This window comes from Roseiconus nitratireducens, assembly GCF_008629675.1.
GTDB classification, from domain to species: Bacteria; Planctomycetota; Planctomycetia; order Pirellulales; family Pirellulaceae; genus Stieleria; species Stieleria nitratireducens.
On record NZ_VWOX01000024.1, the window covers coordinates 1 to 15,905 of the forward strand.

Annotated in this window: 11 protein-coding genes and 1 tRNA gene; 7 read left to right on the forward strand and 5 right to left on the reverse strand. The window is 60.7% G+C overall.

Annotation, left to right across the window (positions count from 1 at the left end; translation table 11 throughout):
* Nucleotides 1–105: 105 nt before the first annotated feature.
* A complete protein-coding gene (locus FYK55_RS25880; RefSeq protein WP_150079541.1) occupies nt 106–1,437 on the reverse strand; it encodes a hypothetical protein in 1,332 nt (443 codons plus the stop codon).
* A 204-nt stretch (nt 1,438–1,641) separates the two neighbouring features.
* Here FYK55_RS25880 and FYK55_RS25885 point away from each other — a divergent pair, with 204 nt between their 5' ends.
* The gene (locus FYK55_RS25885) at nt 1,642–2,751 is read left to right on the forward strand and encodes a DUF1570 domain-containing protein (RefSeq protein ID WP_150079542.1); all 1,110 of its coding nucleotides are present in this window, start codon (nt 1,642–1,644) and stop codon (nt 2,749–2,751) included.
* 326 nt (nt 2,752–3,077) lie between these two features.
* Nucleotides 3,078–4,733 (forward strand): L-aspartate oxidase, encoded by a 1,656-nt coding sequence (nadB, locus tag FYK55_RS25890; protein ID WP_150079543.1) that lies wholly within the window; start codon nt 3,078–3,080, stop codon nt 4,731–4,733.
* Nucleotides 4,734–4,998: 265 nt separating this feature from the next.
* Here the strand turns inward: nadB and FYK55_RS25895 are convergent, their stop codons facing one another.
* From FYK55_RS25895 to epmB, 3 genes are all read right to left on the reverse strand, one after another.
* On the reverse strand, nt 4,999–5,652 hold the full coding sequence (locus FYK55_RS25895) for a glycine zipper domain-containing protein (protein ID WP_161604755.1): 654 nt from the start codon (nt 5,650–5,652) through the stop codon (nt 4,999–5,001).
* A gap of 372 nt (nt 5,653–6,024) precedes the next feature.
* Nucleotides 6,025–7,659, reverse strand: coding sequence for an ABC transporter permease subunit (locus FYK55_RS25900; RefSeq protein WP_150079545.1), 1,635 nt, complete (start codon nt 7,657–7,659; stop codon nt 6,025–6,027).
* 57 nt (nt 7,660–7,716) lie between these two features.
* A complete protein-coding gene (gene epmB, locus FYK55_RS25905; RefSeq protein ID WP_201743814.1) occupies nt 7,717–8,847 on the reverse strand; it encodes an EF-P beta-lysylation protein EpmB in 1,131 nt (376 codons plus the stop codon).
* Nucleotides 8,848–9,023: 176 nt separating this feature from the next.
* On the opposite strand from epmB, the gene efp reads away from it, so the two are divergent.
* The 3 genes from efp to FYK55_RS25920 all read left to right on the forward strand — a co-directional run bounded on the left by efp (nt 9,024) and on the right by FYK55_RS25920 (nt 12,914).
* A complete protein-coding gene (gene efp, locus FYK55_RS25910) occupies nt 9,024–9,593 on the forward strand; it encodes an elongation factor P (protein WP_150079546.1) in 570 nt (189 codons plus the stop codon).
* Nucleotides 9,594–9,959: 366 nt separating this feature from the next.
* Entirely contained in the window at nt 9,960–11,309 is a 1,350-nt protein-coding gene (mgtE, locus tag FYK55_RS25915) for a magnesium transporter (RefSeq protein ID WP_150079547.1), read from the forward strand.
* Between the two features lie 180 nt (nt 11,310–11,489).
* On the forward strand, nt 11,490–12,914 hold the full coding sequence (locus FYK55_RS25920) for a class II fumarate hydratase (RefSeq protein WP_150079548.1): 1,425 nt from the start codon (nt 11,490–11,492) through the stop codon (nt 12,912–12,914).
* Nucleotides 12,915–13,104: 190 nt separating this feature from the next.
* Here FYK55_RS25920 and FYK55_RS25925 read toward each other — a convergent pair whose 3' ends face one another.
* Entirely contained in the window at nt 13,105–13,683 is a 579-nt protein-coding gene (locus FYK55_RS25925; RefSeq protein ID WP_235908986.1) for a class I SAM-dependent methyltransferase, read from the reverse strand.
* Nucleotides 13,684–13,900: 217 nt separating this feature from the next.
* Between FYK55_RS25925 and FYK55_RS25930 the strand changes: the two genes are divergently transcribed.
* Entirely contained in the window at nt 13,901–15,478 is a 1,578-nt protein-coding gene (locus FYK55_RS25930; RefSeq protein ID WP_235908987.1) for an anthranilate synthase component I family protein, read from the forward strand.
* A gap of 144 nt (nt 15,479–15,622) precedes the next feature.
* Nucleotides 15,623–15,695 (forward strand) — tRNA-Lys (locus tag FYK55_RS25935).
* Nucleotides 15,696–15,905 lie beyond the last annotated feature (210 nt).

Below are 15,905 nucleotides of genomic sequence, written 5' to 3' on the forward strand. Positions count from 1 at the left end.
ACGCCCTCCGATCGCCCCGTGCTTTCTCGACGATCAGCGATGTTCCGAAGGCAGAGCCTTCCGTCCAGCCGGTTTCAAGGCTGGAGCCTTGGAACCAGGGCGTGTTTACGGCAACACGATGTCCTGCAAGACGAAATTGACTTTGTTCTTCACCACCGACGTGGGCGATTCATAAATCAATTTGGCGCCCTCCAATTTCTGAAGGTCGAACAAGTATCCGATACCAATGCTGCTGTCGGTCTTGCGGTACAGCTCATATCCGAGGTGATCGACGCGGCTGCCGTCGGCATCAAGGATGTGAACCGGGTTCTGAAAGATCCATTGCCGGTGGCTTTCCAAAGCGTTGCCGGCATTCTCGATGTCGATTGCCAACCGGACTTCATACAGGTCCCCGTTGGGTTGCACCTGCTCCAATCGGACGGTCATCGAATCGACCGTTTCTTTGGCGCCCGGCTCGGTCACCGACAGTTCGAATTGGTGTCGTTTTCCCGGCAACAGCGATTCAATGGTGCCTCGCAGCGATTCAATCTTTTCTGGCCGGTCGATCGGCAATTGCAGGGGCAAATAGAACTCGCTGAAAGCCAGTTCGCTGTTGGCGGAGATGTCGATGGTGCCCTCCGTTTCCTGAGGCTTGATTGCCCGTCCATTGCTCAGCCGCCCGGACAACTGCTCCACCGGAATCGTCAAACCGATGGGCGTCAAACCGGGCTGCCAAGTGATTTCCATCGACAGGTTCAGTCCACTTTGCTGGGGATGATTGAACACGCGGCGGGAATTGACCGAGGTCGGTTCGATTCGATACACGCCGCTGTAGGCGGCCGAGTCGACGCGTGATTGCCGATCCTTGTCGCGCGGGATCAGTTGCAAGGTGTCGCGGCTGCCCCCGTAGTGGTTGACATCCAGATCGGTCTGGTCCAGCACGAGATCCACGGCATGCCAGAACGCCAACGGGGTCGCGGGACCTTGGATGGGCAACGAAGGATCAGCCGAATGTTGGAATTCGATCTGGCTTTCGCGGCTGATGACTTCCAGCGCCTCGCCCAGCGTCGCGGCCTGGTCCAATCGGATTCGAATGGCGGACGATTGCGATTTGGATTTCAGCTTGGTCAGGGCCGCGTGCACGCGTTCCAAACGTTCGGCCGCTTCGATGGAAAAGTCCGCCTTTTGTTCCGGCAAATAGGGGAGCGCATCCAGTCCGGCATCGATCAGGGCCTTTTCGGCGGCCAGCCGATCACTGGCTCGAGCGGCATCCAGTTGATCGACCCACTCCAGCACCTGTCCTTTCGTGACCGAAGGCGTCTCGCTCGCTTGATCGGTCGCGGCGGCCGGCTCGGTCGGCGGCTGGGCGCTAATTTGCGAACCTGTCAGCAACGCGGTGACGCAGCCGAGTGCCGCCGCAAAGCTAGCCCGCAAAACCGGTTCAATCGTTCGATTCATTTGAGTTTCTGTATTTTGCAACATTGCGCCCCCGGGATTTCCTGAGCTAGTTTTCTTTGTGTGGGGCCACTTTTCCGGCGTGATGGACGTCGCCAACGTTCGGCGCGGTGGCTTCCGTCACCATCTTAACGCCGCCGTGCCCCCGCTACCGCGCCGTTCGGCGGCTCGACTGACCAGACTGACTCCAAGATCCATCTCCCGTCCATGATATCTTCCATCGACTGCCCCCACGGCAAAAGCTCGATCATCACCGGATCCGTGCTGGCCCTGCTGCTGGCCGCGGGCGGAAACCCGCAGCGGAGCGTCGCCGTGGGCCCGACGGTGATCGAGTTCTACGTCGATGACGAGCCGCGAAGGGGGCTGCCGATCATGGATTTCGCGAGCGAACTGGTCGTGCTGGATCGGGACGGCCAGATTCACGCCTTGCGGGGGGCGGCGAAAGAAAACGTCCGTGATTTGAAATTGCCTTACGAACCGGCCAACCCGATCGAAACCCGCGATCGCCTGCAGTCCGAGTTTGGCCGTGACTTCGAGATTGTCGCGACGCAGCATTTCCTGGTGGTTCAGCCCCGAGGACGCGGTGATCGGTGGCCCGATCTGTTCGAACGCAGCCACCGCTCCTTCGTCAATTATATGAGCCGAAGAGGCGTCAAGATTCGCCGCGGACGGTTCCCGATGGTTGCCGTCGTCATGCCCGATGCGTCGGCCATGTATGCCGAAATGGAACGCGCCGGAATCCAGGCGACCAGTGTCGCGGGTGTCTACGAGCGCGAGAGCAACCGGGTGATCACTCACGACGGCGGACACTTGGAGTTCATTGCCGCGACCGTGCGTCACGAGGCGGCCCACCAATCGGCATACAACTACAACGTGCACAGTCGAGTCGTGATTACCCCGCGTTGGGTCACCGAAGGCATTGGTCAGTTGTTTGAACCTGAGGCAATGGTCATGAACCAGGCCGGCTTGACGCTCCGTGACCGGGTCAACCGCGACAGCCTGCGCAAGCTGAAAGAGAACTTTGACGGAGGACAAAGCGACCAGTTCTCCCAAGCGGTGCGTGACCTGATCGGCACCGACGAAATGTTCAACAATGCACAAACCACCGCGGATGCCTACGCGGTGGCCTGGGCGATGATGTTCTACCTGGCGGAACGGGAACCAAAGAATTTCGCCCGTTTGCTGACCGGCACCAATGGACGCGGGACTTATCAACCGTACGATCGCTTTGCCCGCCTGAACGATTTCGAACGCTGGGTGGGTAGCGATGTCGATACCTTCGCCAAGAAGGTCGCCTGGTTTCTGAAATCTCTTTGAATCTACCGGCCTCGCAGGAATCGGTTGGGGTTGGCTGCCGCGAATGCGTCATCGTTCCCGGTCAGAATCAAGGCCTGGATGTCCCCTCTCCGGCTAATGGAAAGCTTTTCCAGAAGGGAAAACTTTTCGGCCACGGCGCGGCCAGAGCGTCGTCGAGGGTGCTTTTCCACGGGGCCCAGAATCATTTGATCTCCGGTCCGGCGTGAAGACGCTTGTTTCACAACCGACGGGATCGGCGTAAACTGGCCGATTACGGTCTGTCCCGTAGATTTCCGCCAAGGCGGTGGGGCCGCCAGTTCTTGCTTTGCGCCCTCAGGGTTCAGCCGATGATGACTCCGCGCTACTTGATTCCGTTTGACACCCGCCACGCGGTCCATCGGTTCACCGACATCTTGATCATCGGCGGCGGCCTGGCGGGCCAGCGTGCCGCCAACGCGGTCGCCCCCCACCTGCGTGTGCTGATCGTGACGAAAGGCCAGCTGCGCGAGTCCAACAGCCATTACGCTCAAGGCGGCATTGCCGGTGTGTTGGACCCCGATGACCGCTTTGAAAACCACATCCGAGATACCTTGGTCGCCGGGGCAAACCTGTGTGACGAAGAAGTCGTCAACATGGTGATCCGCGAGGCGCCCCGTCGAATCGAAGAGTTGGTTCGCTGGGGCACCCAATTCGACTCCGAAGACGGCGAACTGGAGTTGGGGCGGGAAGGCGGCCACTCCCATGAGCGAATCGTGCACGCCCAAGGTGACGCCACCGGGGCCGAGATCATGCGTGCGATGATCCAACGCACCCGCGCCCTCAAGAACGTTCGGATTCTTGAAAACGCTTTCACCGTGGACTTGCTGACCCACGAAGGCCGATGCCGCGGCGCCGTGGTGGTGGAGGAAAACGGGGTCCCCGTGATGGTCTGGGCCAAGGAGATTCTGCTGTGCACCGGAGGTGCGGGGCAAGTGTTTCGCGAATCCACCAACCCCGCGGTCGCCACCGCCGACGGAACGTCCCTGGCGTATCGCGCGGGCGTTGAATTGCGTGACATGGAATTCATGCAGTTTCATCCGACGGTCCTGTACATCGCAGGATCCTCGCGGTCGCTGATCACCGAGGCACTCCGAGGCGAAGGGGCGCACCTGGTCGATTCGACGGGCCATCGTTTTATGCCCGAGTGCGACCCGCGGGCCGAACTGGCTCCACGTGACGTGGTCAGCCAGTGCATCATTCGGCAGATGCAGAAAACGGCCCACCCGTGTGTCTACCTGGATTTGTCGCACCTGGACGGCCAGCGGGTTCTGTCGCGATTTCCAGGCATCGCCGCGGTTTGCGCCAAATTCGGGCTGGACATCACCAGCGATCGGATTCCCGTCCGCCCCGGAGCTCACTACATGCTCGGCGGGGTCACGGTCGATCGCCAAGGACGGACCAGCTTGCCCGGTTTGTGGGCGGCGGGTGAGGTCACCAGCAGTGGGCTGCACGGTGCCAACCGTCTGGCCAGCAACAGCCTGCTGGAAGGCTTGGTTTACGGAGCGGCCGCCGGGGAAGGAGCGTCCCGGTCGGCCAGCGAGGGTGGATCGGAAATGCGGGCGTTGCCGATCCGTCAGTCCGTTTCTTCCTCGACGGAATCCTTTGACATCGACGACGTCCGCATCTCGCTGAAAAGTCTGATGACGCGGCTGGTCGGCGTCGAACGCGACGCCGCCGGACTGCAAAAAGCGGCCGACACCATCCATTCCTATGCGGCGTACGTGATGGGTCACCAGTTCCAGGGCTTGCCCGGCTGGGAATTGCAAAACCTGCTGACCACCGCCGCCATCATGGTTGCCTCGGCGCGTGTCCGTTGTGAATCCCGCGGAGTGCATTTCCGCAGTGACTATCCGGCGCCAGATGACGAAGCCTGGCGGCGACACCTGATCGTCAAGATCGACGACGACGCCGGATACCCGAGACGCGGCGAACTGTTGGAACCGGCTCAACTGCCCACCGGGTGAGCTTCGCGTCGCTGCCGCCAGACGGCAAACTCCACGCTCTGGCGAGCGTGGCTACCTGCGCGCGTCACCTTTTCATCCGCAATCTCCACGCTCTGGCGAACGTGGCTACCTGGGCACATCTCCTTCTCATCCGTAGCTGCCGTTTCCAGACGGCGGCGATGCTGCGATCCCCACGCTCTGGCGAGCGTGGCTACCTGGGCGCGTCACCTTCTCATCCGCGATCTCCACGCTCTGGCGAACGTGGCGACACGGTTTCAGCCTAACCCTAATGCCCGAAGTAGAACGTGTGTCGGGCGCGACGGTAGTGCGGATGGGGATGGTAGTAGCGGGGCACCACATGCTCTTCGATAATCACCGGTGCGGGACGGTGAATGTGATGTTCAACGACCGCGGGCGCGGGTGTCGCCACGGCCACCGGACCCTCGCCCATGTTTTGGATGCCCGTGATCACGTTTTCGCTGACGCCCTGTTGGTGCAGAGCGATGATGTCATTGACCGCCAGCTTGCCAACATAGCCACGTTGGCGGACCTGGTTCAAAATCACCTGATCGCTCAGCCCGCTCCGCGTCATCGAGATGACGTCTTGAATGGTGACCGCCGATTGGATCGCCGCGGCATGTTGCTGTTGCAGGTACTGTTGCTGTTGCGCCCGGGCGTATGCGGCCCGTTGCTGAGCGATGGCTTGGTCTTTATCGGCAGCATTTCCCAGCACGCCACCGGCGACGGCTCCCACGACACCGCCGATCACGGCTCCGGCGCCCGCTTCGTCGTTGTGGTCGCCGATCAATCCGCCCGCGATCGCGCCGGCCAGGCCGCCGAACGTTGCACCACGTTGCTGGTTGTTTTGAGCACCGACGCTGGGTAAGACCGCCAAATGCGAAGCTGCCAACAACAGAATCACGCCAATGCGTTTTGTCACGATCATGATCGAGGTCCTGTAAACAATCTCTTGCCGGTCTCTGGGCGCGCGATAGCGCACCAAATCTTTCATCGGCTGAAATAGCGGCTGTCGCCAACTTCTCGCAATGCCAAACGCGATAACGAGGGAAATTTGGGAGAACCGGGGAACTACGGGGATCGACACACCCCCACCGATGGCGGTCGCGCAGCTTTACTTCACCCTCTCTCCGGGAGGGTCGCGGAGGAGCCCCGCGACGACGCGGGGAGGGCTGTCCGGCACGATGGATTTCAGCGGCTTCACGAAGACACCCTCCCCAAAGGCTCGTGCCTCGCCTTTGATCCTCCCGGAGGGAGGGTGAATTTCAGAACGGGACCAGCCAGATCCGGAGCATTACCCCTCGGAAAGTCCCTGCCGGATCTTCAGCCGCAGGAACATGGCGGCCGTCGCGGCGGCCAACAACAGCGTGCTGAACGCGAAATACCCCAACACTGCTGGAACATTACCGACGTTCACTTCCGGATTCTCGGGCGCGATCTGCTCGTTCAGTGGCAGGGAGAACAGGGCGGAGAACGGACTGGCCACACCCGTCCAGTCAGCCATGACAACCGTCTCCGGCGACATTTCCAGCGTCCGCGCCAGCGTGGACAAGGCCGGCGGCACCACATACAGCAGCAACAACACGGCATAGGTGGTTAATAGAGCGATCGACGTTTTCGAGCTGAACAGCGAACACGCCAACGCGATCACACAATTTACCAGGCACACCATCCCGACGATCAGGAACATCCCCAGCACTGACGGCCAGTTGGACCAGAAATGGGTGTTCAGGCCGGCCCCGAGGACCAGTGGCCACAACAAAAACGAAGTCAAAACCAAGCTGATCCGAAAGCGGACGACAAACTTGCCCCACAGGATTTGCATCGGCGACAGCGGCGTGGTCAACAACAGGTCCAAGGTTTGACGTTCTCGTTCACTGGTGATGCTGCCCGCCAGAAAGGATGGGCCGACCAACATGTTGAAGACGATCACGTAGACGGCAAACCAGGGAGCGTGCTGTTGCTGGAAGAACAGGAAAACGCCCATCATCGGAATCGCCAACAGGATGCTGATCTGGATCACCAGACGAAGCATCAACGTCCCCTGGCTAAAGATCTCGCTGTGCAATTCCTTGTCGTAGACGGGGTTGGCGCCGTCGGCCATCATCTCGTCCTTGCGGGGCGGAGCGAACAGACGGTCCGGGAACTGGTCCGGCTGGATCACCAAACCGACCGCTTCGTTCGTCTCCCGCTCCAGGTCGATCACCTCCTTGCCTTCGCTGCCAACATCTGGCGGGTACAGCATGCGACCTGCCGCATTGGCCCCCATCAACAAAACCGCCGCCAACCCGAAAGCCGGAAGCACGATCACCGAAAGCTTCAACCGCAAATCTCCTTCGGTAGCCAGCGAAGCCCAAAACACGCAGGCCCCGATCACCAGCGGCAGGATCGCCAGGTAGCTGACCACCAGCGCGCTGCTGGTCCGAGGAAAGTAGCTGCTGCACAGCACCCCGATCGCTCCGAACAGGACGACCGAAATGATCAATCCCAGGTAGGCCGCCAACACCTCGTAAACGCTGACGCCGCCCAACGGCAAACACAACACGATGATCGGCAGCGAACCGATGATCAGCATCCCGATGTGCGTCAGCGAAGCCACGATTTTTCCCAGGACGATTGCTCCCGGCCGCATCGGGCTGGCAAGCAACATTTCGTACGTCCGGCGTTCCTTCTCCCCGGCGATGGTTCCGGCCGCAAAGCTGGGCGCCATCAACGACGCGATCACGTACTGGCCCAAGAAAAACAGATTGACCAACTTGGTCGCCGACGGCGGATTGGTGGTCAGATCCAGTCGCTGATCATTCGGCCAGGCGGCGACCACCACCGTTGCCAACAGCAACTGGTACACCGCCAGCAAGACGAAAGCGCGTTTGGTACGCAGGTTGACCAGCAATTCGCGCTGGAGCACCGGGTTTTCGAAAAGATACATCGATGAGTATTCGGCGGGACACGATCAAGGCGACTCGTCATCACGGACGGCGTCATTCTACGCGATCGGCGTCTTGCTTTTGGCCCCGGCTTGTTCGAAGACGTATTCTGGAACCGCGTAACCTGGCAATCGCTCGCGCAGGGACTCCACAATCGCCCGCCCCCGCTGGGCAGCAACCCAAAAGTGAGAGGCCCCGCGAACCTGATCCAAGTGATGCAAGTAATAGGGCTGGACTCCCACATTGATCAGCTTCCGGCACAACGCCTCCATCTGCGTCGCATCGTCATTCACGCCGGCCAACAGCACCGCTTGATTCAAAACCGGGATCCCGGCCCCGATCAGTTTGCCCAGCGATTGCTCGACCGCCGCATCGATCTCGCGGGCGTGGTTGACGTGGACAACAAACCAGACTCGCAACGGAGAATCAGACAGACGGCGCACCAATTCCGTCGTGATCCGCTGCGGTATCACGATCGGCAGTCGCGTGTGCACCCGCAACCGGCGAACATGCTCAACCCCCTCCAATTTGCTGACCAGATCCGCCAGCACCCGATCGGTCAACGTCAGCGGATCTCCGCCGCTGAGCAGCACTTCCTCGATCGTGCGATCGGAGCGAACGTAATCCAGGGCGGTCGACCATCGATCACCCTGGGCGGCCTTTTCGGAATAAGGGAATTCGCGGCGGAAGCAGTACCGGCAGTGCACGGCGCAGGCTCCGTTGGTGACGATCAACGCCCGGCCGTGGTACTTGTGCAGGATCCCGCCTCCGGCATCGCTTTGCAGGTCACCGACCGGATCGCTGGTGTAGCCCGGTCGCTGCCGCAATTCGTCGGCTGACGGAAGGACCTGCCGCAAAATCGGATCGTTTGGGTCCCCCGGCCGAATCCGCTCCAGAAGTTCCAACGGGACGAAGGTGGGAAAAGACTCAGCCGCATCGGCCGCCGGATCGGGCGGAAGTTGCAGCAGTTTCCGCAGCCGTCTCCCACAGCGAATCGCCCGCTTCATCGCCACGGTCCAGGGCACCGGCTCGGTCGGCGACTCCCCCCGCACCGGGGACCACGAGAGCTCAGAGCATTCCGTATGTTCGGGCGTCGGCGGTTCGGCTGACGTGTCTTCGGGTGCCGGACCACCCATCAAGGTGCTGCCATCGGTGGTGCGGACCGGCGGTTTTGCTGGCGTGCTGCTCACGGACAAGCTCGGGAGAAATCTCGCATGAAGGCCGGGGAAGTTTTCCCCAAAAACTGGCATCGACCCGGTCGGGACAAACCCGATGCATCTCGGTAAACTCTCGGCCCGTTTCAAGGCGAAAATCATCCCTCCTCTCTCGACCCCGCAAGATACCGCTCACGGAGCCGAATCGACCGATGGCAACTTACAATACCAGCGATTTCCGAAAAGGGCTGAAGGTCCAGATCGATGGCGAACCCTATTTGATGACCGACATGCAGTTCGTCAAACCGGGCAAAGGCAACGCGCTCTACAAATGCAAACTGAAGAACCTGATTCGCGGCACCACGCTGGACCGGACTTACAAAGGCGGCGATTCGCTGGAATCGGCCGACGTTGAAACGACCGACGTGTCCTTCTTGTATCGACAGGCGGATGAGTATGTCTTCATGCACCAGGAGACGTTCGAGCAATACGAAGTGCCCGAGAAAGTCGCCGGTGATATCTGGAAGTACCTCAAGGATGGCATGATCTGCACGATGACCCTGTACAACGGCAACGCCATCATTGTCGAACCGCCAACCATGGTGGAGCTGGAGGTCACCGAATGTGCTCCCGGCGCCAAAGGCGACACGGCCACCAACGTCACCAAGCCGGCAACCGTCGAAACCGGGGCCGAGTTCACCGTTCCCGGGTTCATCAAGACCGGAAATATCATTAAGGTGGACACGCGAACCGGGGAATACAGCGAACGCGTCAGCAACTAACTGGCGTCTGAAAGCGTCTTGAACACGAAATGGACGTCTCGGAATTTGTCCAAGTTTCCGCCGGACGTCACGCTTGATGCACGCCATCGAAAGTCCGGTGACGTTGGCAGCCGTGTTCAGCGTTGGCTTTGCGAAACGCTGGCTTTGAATCAAAAGTAGCCTCGGCCGCTGACGCGTTGCTCAGGCTGACGCGGCTTAGGCAGACACAGCGCAATGCGGTGCTGTTTGGACACGGCCCGTTGCCGCACGTCAGCCGACTGCTTTGGATCGATTCGGTCCACGTCGACTCGACCAGCCCGGCGGCGTCGCAACGCTGACCTTGACCCGTCCGGCTCCGCCGCCACACCAAGACGAACAAGACGGCCCATGGTCAACACACTCTTCCTGCCGGAACTTCGCGAAATGCTGGCCGAAGACAATTCGGCCGAATTGCTCGAGTTCTGCACCGCGCTCAATGCGGGGCGGACCGCGGAATTCATGGAGGGGTTGACCGAAGACGAAATGTGGCGGGTGCTCCAGTTCGCGCCGCCGGATCGCCGGGTTGAGATTTTCGGCTACTTCGAAGAGCCTCGCCAAGTCGATCTGCTGCAGACCCAGGACGCGGCCGAAGTGGCGGCCCTGATCGAACGCATGCCGTCGGATGACCGGGTGGACTTGCTGCAGCAAGTGACCCCGGAACGATTCCAGGCGATTCTGCCGCTGCTTCCCGCTGGCGACCGCCGCGACATCCAACGGCTGCGGTCCTACGAGGAGGAGACCGCCGGGGCGCTGATGACCTCCGAGGTTGCCATGCTCAGCGAGTCGTTGAACGTCCGCGCGGCGCTCGATGAACTGGCCAAGCAGGCATCGGACCTGGAGACGATTTACTACCTGTATGTTGTTGATGATGACAGCCGCCTTCGCGGAATCGTGTCGACTCGCCAGCTGGTGTCGTCGTTGCGGCGACCCGATCGCACGCTGGGCGATCTGATGGAAACCGACGTGGTCGTGGCCCAGGTCGATGAAGACCAGGAATCCGTGGCGGAAAAGGTGGAGCGATACAATTTGCTGGCCATCCCCGTCGTCGACCAGAGCCACCAACTGCTGGGAATCATCACGCACGACGATGTCATCGACGTCGTGCGTGACGAGCTGACCGAAGACGCTCAGCGGATCGCTGCGGTCGCGCCGCTGGAGCAAGATTACCTGCGGATCGCACTCTGGACATTGTCCTACAAACGCGGGATCTGGCTGATCATTTTGTTTTTCGCCGCACTGCTGACCGCGTTTGCGTTGGAGCACTACCACGATGAAATCAGCAAGTACGTCTGGCTGGTCAGCTTCATCCCGCTGATCATCAGCGCCGGCGGCAACTCCGGCAGCCAGTCGGCGACGCTGGTCATCACGGCGCTGACCGCCGGTGAAGTGGAACTGGCCGATTGGAAGAAAGTCCTGTCGCGAGAAGTCATCGTCTCAATGGTCCTGGGCATCTTCCTGGCGACGATCGGCTACGCGACCGCGCTGTTCATGGCACCCACACCGCTGGCGGCCATGGTCATCCCGCTGACTTTGGTCGCCGTGATCATCGTCGGCTGCTTTTTCGGGGCTGCGCTGCCGATGTTGTTCCAACGCCTGGGCTTGGATCCGGCCATGATGAGCAACCCGTTCGTCGCGGGAATTGTGGACATTCTGGGTATCGTGATTTACATCAACATCGCCCAGCTGATGCTGGGTTGACTTCCGATTCCCGCCACGACGTTCTCGCGTCGCTGGCGGCCCCGGGCGAACCGCGCGCCGTCGTTCCGGTCGCCCCGCCGCTGGTTGTGCGGCGATCGGCCACCGATGGGCACCTCGTCGCCGCCTCGTTAAACTGCCCGAAAACTGTCTTTGCCCCTCCCCACCTTCGCGCAGTGGATCATGACTGATTACCGAACCGAACACGACTCGATGGGTGACGTCAACGTTCCGGCCGACGCTTACTACGGCGCCCAAACGCAACGCGCCGTCGACAACTTCCCGATCAGCGCTTGGGAACTGCCCTCGTCGATGATCCGTGCCATGGGCATGGTCAAGCATGCCTGCGGGATTGCCAACCGCGATCTCGGCAAGCTGACCGGCAGCGGCAAGAATCCGCTGGATGATTCCCAAGTGCAGGCGATGTTGGACGCGGCGGAGGAGCTGGTCGAGGGAAAACTTGCCGACCAATTCCCGGTCGATGTTTTCCAGACCGGCAGCGGCACCAGCAGCAACATGAACGTCAACGAGGTCATCAGCAATCGAGCCATCGAGATTGCCGGTGGAGACCGCACCGCGACGACCAAAGCGATTCACCCCAATGACCACGTCAACATGGGGCAAAGCACCAATGACACGTTCCCGACCGCCATCCATGTCGCCACGGCAGTCCAAATTGACGCCGCGTTGCTTCCCGCCCTCCGCCGTCTACACCGATCGCTGGCCGACAAGGCCAAGCAATGGGACCAGGTGATCAAGATCGGACGCACCCACCTGATGGACGCGACTCCGCTTCGTCTCGGTCAGGAGTTCGGAGGTTTCGCCCGCCAGGTCGAATTGTCCATCCGCCGGGCCGAGATCGCGCGGGACGCGGTGCTGGAGTTGCCCGTCGGTGGAACAGCCGTCGGCAGCGGCATCAACACGCACCCCGAGTTTGGTGCCCGCGTTGCCGCCGCACTTGCCGAACGCACCGGACTGGAATTCACCGAAGCCGTCAATCACTTTGAAGCCAACGCCCAACGCGATGCGTTGGTGCAATCGCACGGCGAGCTGAAGTGTGTCGCACAAACCTTGTTCAATCTGTCCAACAACATTCGCTGGTTGGGCAGCGGACCGCGTTGCGGCTTCTATGAGGTCAAGCTGCCGTCGCGACAGCCTGGAAGCTCCATCATGCCGGGCAAGGTCAATCCGGTGATGTGCGAATCGATGATGCAATTGACCGCTCGAGTGATCGGTAACGATTCCACCATGACCGTCTGCGGTGCCGCGGGCGGCAATTTCCAATTGAACATCATGATGCCGGTGATGGCCCACACGATCCTGGAATCGATTCACCTGCTGCAGCGTGGGTGCGACGCGTTCGTTGAATTCTGCGTTGCCGAGATGGAAGCCAATGAAGAGTCTTGCAACGACGCCGTCGAACAGAGTCTGTCGATGTGCACCAGCCTGAATCCGCTGATCGGCTATGAACAGGCTGCCAAACTTGCCAAGGAAGCGTTTGCAACCGGCCAGACCATCCGGGAGTTGTGCCTGGAGAAGAAGATCCTTCCCGAGGAAACGTTGAAGGATGCACTGGACCCTTGGAAGATGACTGAGCCACAGGAATAGCGCTCGACGGAGCGATCCGACATTCGTCACGAAGTGACGACAGCCCCTGCCGTCGGCGTAAGCCGACGGAAACGGCGGGTGAGCCGCGTGGCGCTAGCCGCGGGTTTTCTCGTCTCAACCGGCGACTAGCCCGTTGCCGCTCATTGCACTGCAAATCACGGTGTTTTTGATAAAAAGTGGCGCGGTCCAGCTAACGCTGGCACCGATAGACGAAGGCCGGCGGAACGTTTTTCCAGACGGTGTGACTGCGTTGAATGCTGCCGAAGCTGGTCTTCAAACGTTTTGAGAACCGGCGCCCCGCCGGCAAGAAAACTCCCTGCCAGTACGCGAAGGTTGCAAAACGTCCCTCGGGCGCCATCCGCTGCAACATCGTGTCCAGAATCTCCGTCTGCAGCGATTCGGGAAACGAAGCCCAAGGTAATCCGCAGATCACTGCGTCAATCGACTGCATCCCCTCACGGTCGCACAAGGCGTGCAAATTGGTCGCGCTGTCCTCATAGACGGTCGCGGTCGGACAACGTTGCCGAGTCATGTTGACCATTTCGGGGCTGCGTTCGACGGCGAAAAACTTTGCGTCTGCGTGCAGCTTGCTCAGAATCGCTTCGGTAAACACTCCGGTCCCGGGGCCAAATTCAACGACATTGCGGACCCGGTCCCAATCGAACCACTGCACCATCGCGTCGACCAATCCAGGACTGCTCGGAGCGATTGCCCCGACGCTGGCGGGACGTCGGACAAACTCCTTGAAAAATGTTGCGGTTTCTCGCAAAGGTCGCCTCGCCGATTTGAATTCAAGCCCTGCCCGATCGTCTGTCGGACACCCATGGTGGTCGATCATCGCCGAAACCGCGACGCCGGTAAACCCATCCGGTCTCGCCCGGGTGACTCGGCGCCTCCGCGGCGGAACGATAGAACAGACTTCAAAATCGTCCGGTCTTCCCTGGAATTGCACCAGCACCTTGCCTGCCCGTTTTCCGACTTCAGAATTGCCCGTCGTCCACCCGCTTCCCGAAGGGATGACGGCGGAGGAAGTCTTCGGCATTTTGGCCGGCAGCCCGGGATTGATGTGGCTGGACTCGGCAAGCAGCCGTTTCCTGCATCCGAAATCCACAGCGACCGGTGACCACGCACCAGATCCCGATGCCGAATCGGTGCTGACGCAGCTGGCCCGCTATTCCTTTCTCAGCTGCGATCCCGTTCACCGTTTGGTGGCCAACCTGAAGGATGCTGATCCTTGGGACGAATTGGCTCGCCTGGAAAGCCGCTTGCCAAAATCGGTCGATACGGACTTGCCACCATTTCAAGGCGGCATCGCGGGCCTGATCGGCTATGAAGCTTCGCGATGGCTGGAGCCGCTTGCCTTGAGCGGTTGCGACGCGGGGCAAACCGACGACCTGCCGACGCCCGCATTGTGGATGGGGCTGTACGACTGGGTGATCGCCTTTGACCACGTCCAGCGGCGGGGATGGCTAGTCAGCCAAGGCTTCACCGCGGCGGACCTGCACGGTTCGTCCCCGCCAGACCACGACGCACGTTGGCATCAAGCGAATAGCCGGGCCGACGAGGTCTTGGCCAGATTGCGGGGATGTTCCAACACGACCAAATCGCAGGATGGCGTGACCACGTCGCAGGATAGCGACGGTTTACCGGGGTCGATTGGCGGAGGGCCGCCGAGCCCTTTGAAAGGCGCGGCGACGACTTGGCACGGAATCGTCAGCAGCTTTTCCAGCGAAGCGTTCCGGGCCGCGGTCGCCGACATCGTGCGGCGGATTCGCAACGGAGACTCCTTTCAAGTGAACTTGTCGCAACGCCTGCTGGCTGAAGCGACATTGGCCGCACCCGAACTTTACCGTCGACTGCGAGAAGCGAACCCAGCCCCCTACGCCGGCTATCTGGATGGCGGCACCTTCCAGGTCCTCAGTTCTTCTCCGGAAGGTTTTTTACAGTTGCGGGACGGAGTGCTGCAAACCCGCCCCATCAAGGGAACGGTGCCCAGGACGGGAGATCGCGATCAGGATGCTCGATTGGCCGAACAGCTGGCCGCCAGCGGCAAGGACCGCGCTGAGAACATCATGATCGTCGATTTGATGCGCAACGACTTGTCGCGGGTTTGCGAAGACGACTCGGTGATCGTGCGGCAACTTTGCCGCGTCGAACGGTACCAGTTTGTCCAACACTTGGTGTCGGTCGTCGAGGGCCGCTTGCGCCCTGGGCAGGGTGCGGTTGATGCGTTGCGCGCCTGCTTTCCGGGCGGAAGCGTGACCGGGGCGCCGAAGATCGAAGCGATGCGAACGATCGCCGAACTGGAACCCCACCCGCGTGGCCCCTATTGCGGCTCGCTGGGTTACATCGGGTGTGGCGGACGGTCCGACTTCAACATTCTGATCCGAACGATCACGGCGGCAGGCGGCTATTGGCAAATCCCTGTTGGCGGTGGGATCACAGCCCAAAGTCAGCCGTCCGAGGAGGAGGCGGAAACCTGGGCCAAGGCGGTGGGGATGTTGCGAGCGTTGCCCCCACCGGTCCTGCCCCGCGAATCGAACACGCCCCGCGGACCCGAGTGATTTCGCGGGCGCCGCAGCGGAAAGGCGAAGCGATTCCGGCAAATCGAGGGCGCTACCGAAGCGACTTGTGCGTCCGATCGATGTGCGATATTCTGCTCGCCAGACGCGAAAGCGAGACGACAGCGTCGTCCCATCGCCTCACCCGCCCCTATAGCTCAGCTGGCAGAGCAACGGACTCTTAATCCGTGGGTCCTAGGTTCGATCCCTAGTGGGGGCACTGCTTTTATCCCGTCATTCGTTGATCAAACGTTACCTGCCGGATGTCGGCAGAGCACATTTTCCAACCCGAGTTTTTGGGAACTTTCCCGAAAACTCCAAACCTTGGGAGTGATGCTCATGCCTCGACCAAAAAAATCTATTCCGGCTTATCGAAAGCATTCTAGCTTCAGTGCGCGTCTTCGACGCGATCTTGCTCCCGTGTCGGCCA

Bases quoted from the DNA above. Each gene is read 5' to 3' on its own strand.
- FYK55_RS25880 (WP_150079541.1), bottom strand. From the start codon at position 1,437: ATGAATCGAACGATTGAACCGGTTTTGCGGGCTAGCTTTGCGGCGGCA.
- FYK55_RS25885 (WP_150079542.1), top strand. From the start codon at position 1,642: ATGATATCTTCCATCGACTGCCCCCACGGCAAAAGCTCGATCATCACC.
- nadB (WP_150079543.1), top strand. From the start codon at position 3,078: ATGATGACTCCGCGCTACTTGATTCCGTTTGACACCCGCCACGCGGTC.
- FYK55_RS25900 (WP_150079545.1), bottom strand. From the start codon at position 7,659: ATGTATCTTTTCGAAAACCCGGTGCTCCAGCGCGAATTGCTGGTCAAC.
- efp (WP_150079546.1), top strand. From the start codon at position 9,024: ATGGCAACTTACAATACCAGCGATTTCCGAAAAGGGCTGAAGGTCCAG.
- mgtE (WP_150079547.1), top strand. From the start codon at position 9,960: ATGGTCAACACACTCTTCCTGCCGGAACTTCGCGAAATGCTGGCCGAA.
- FYK55_RS25920 (WP_150079548.1), top strand. From the start codon at position 11,490: ATGACTGATTACCGAACCGAACACGACTCGATGGGTGACGTCAACGTT.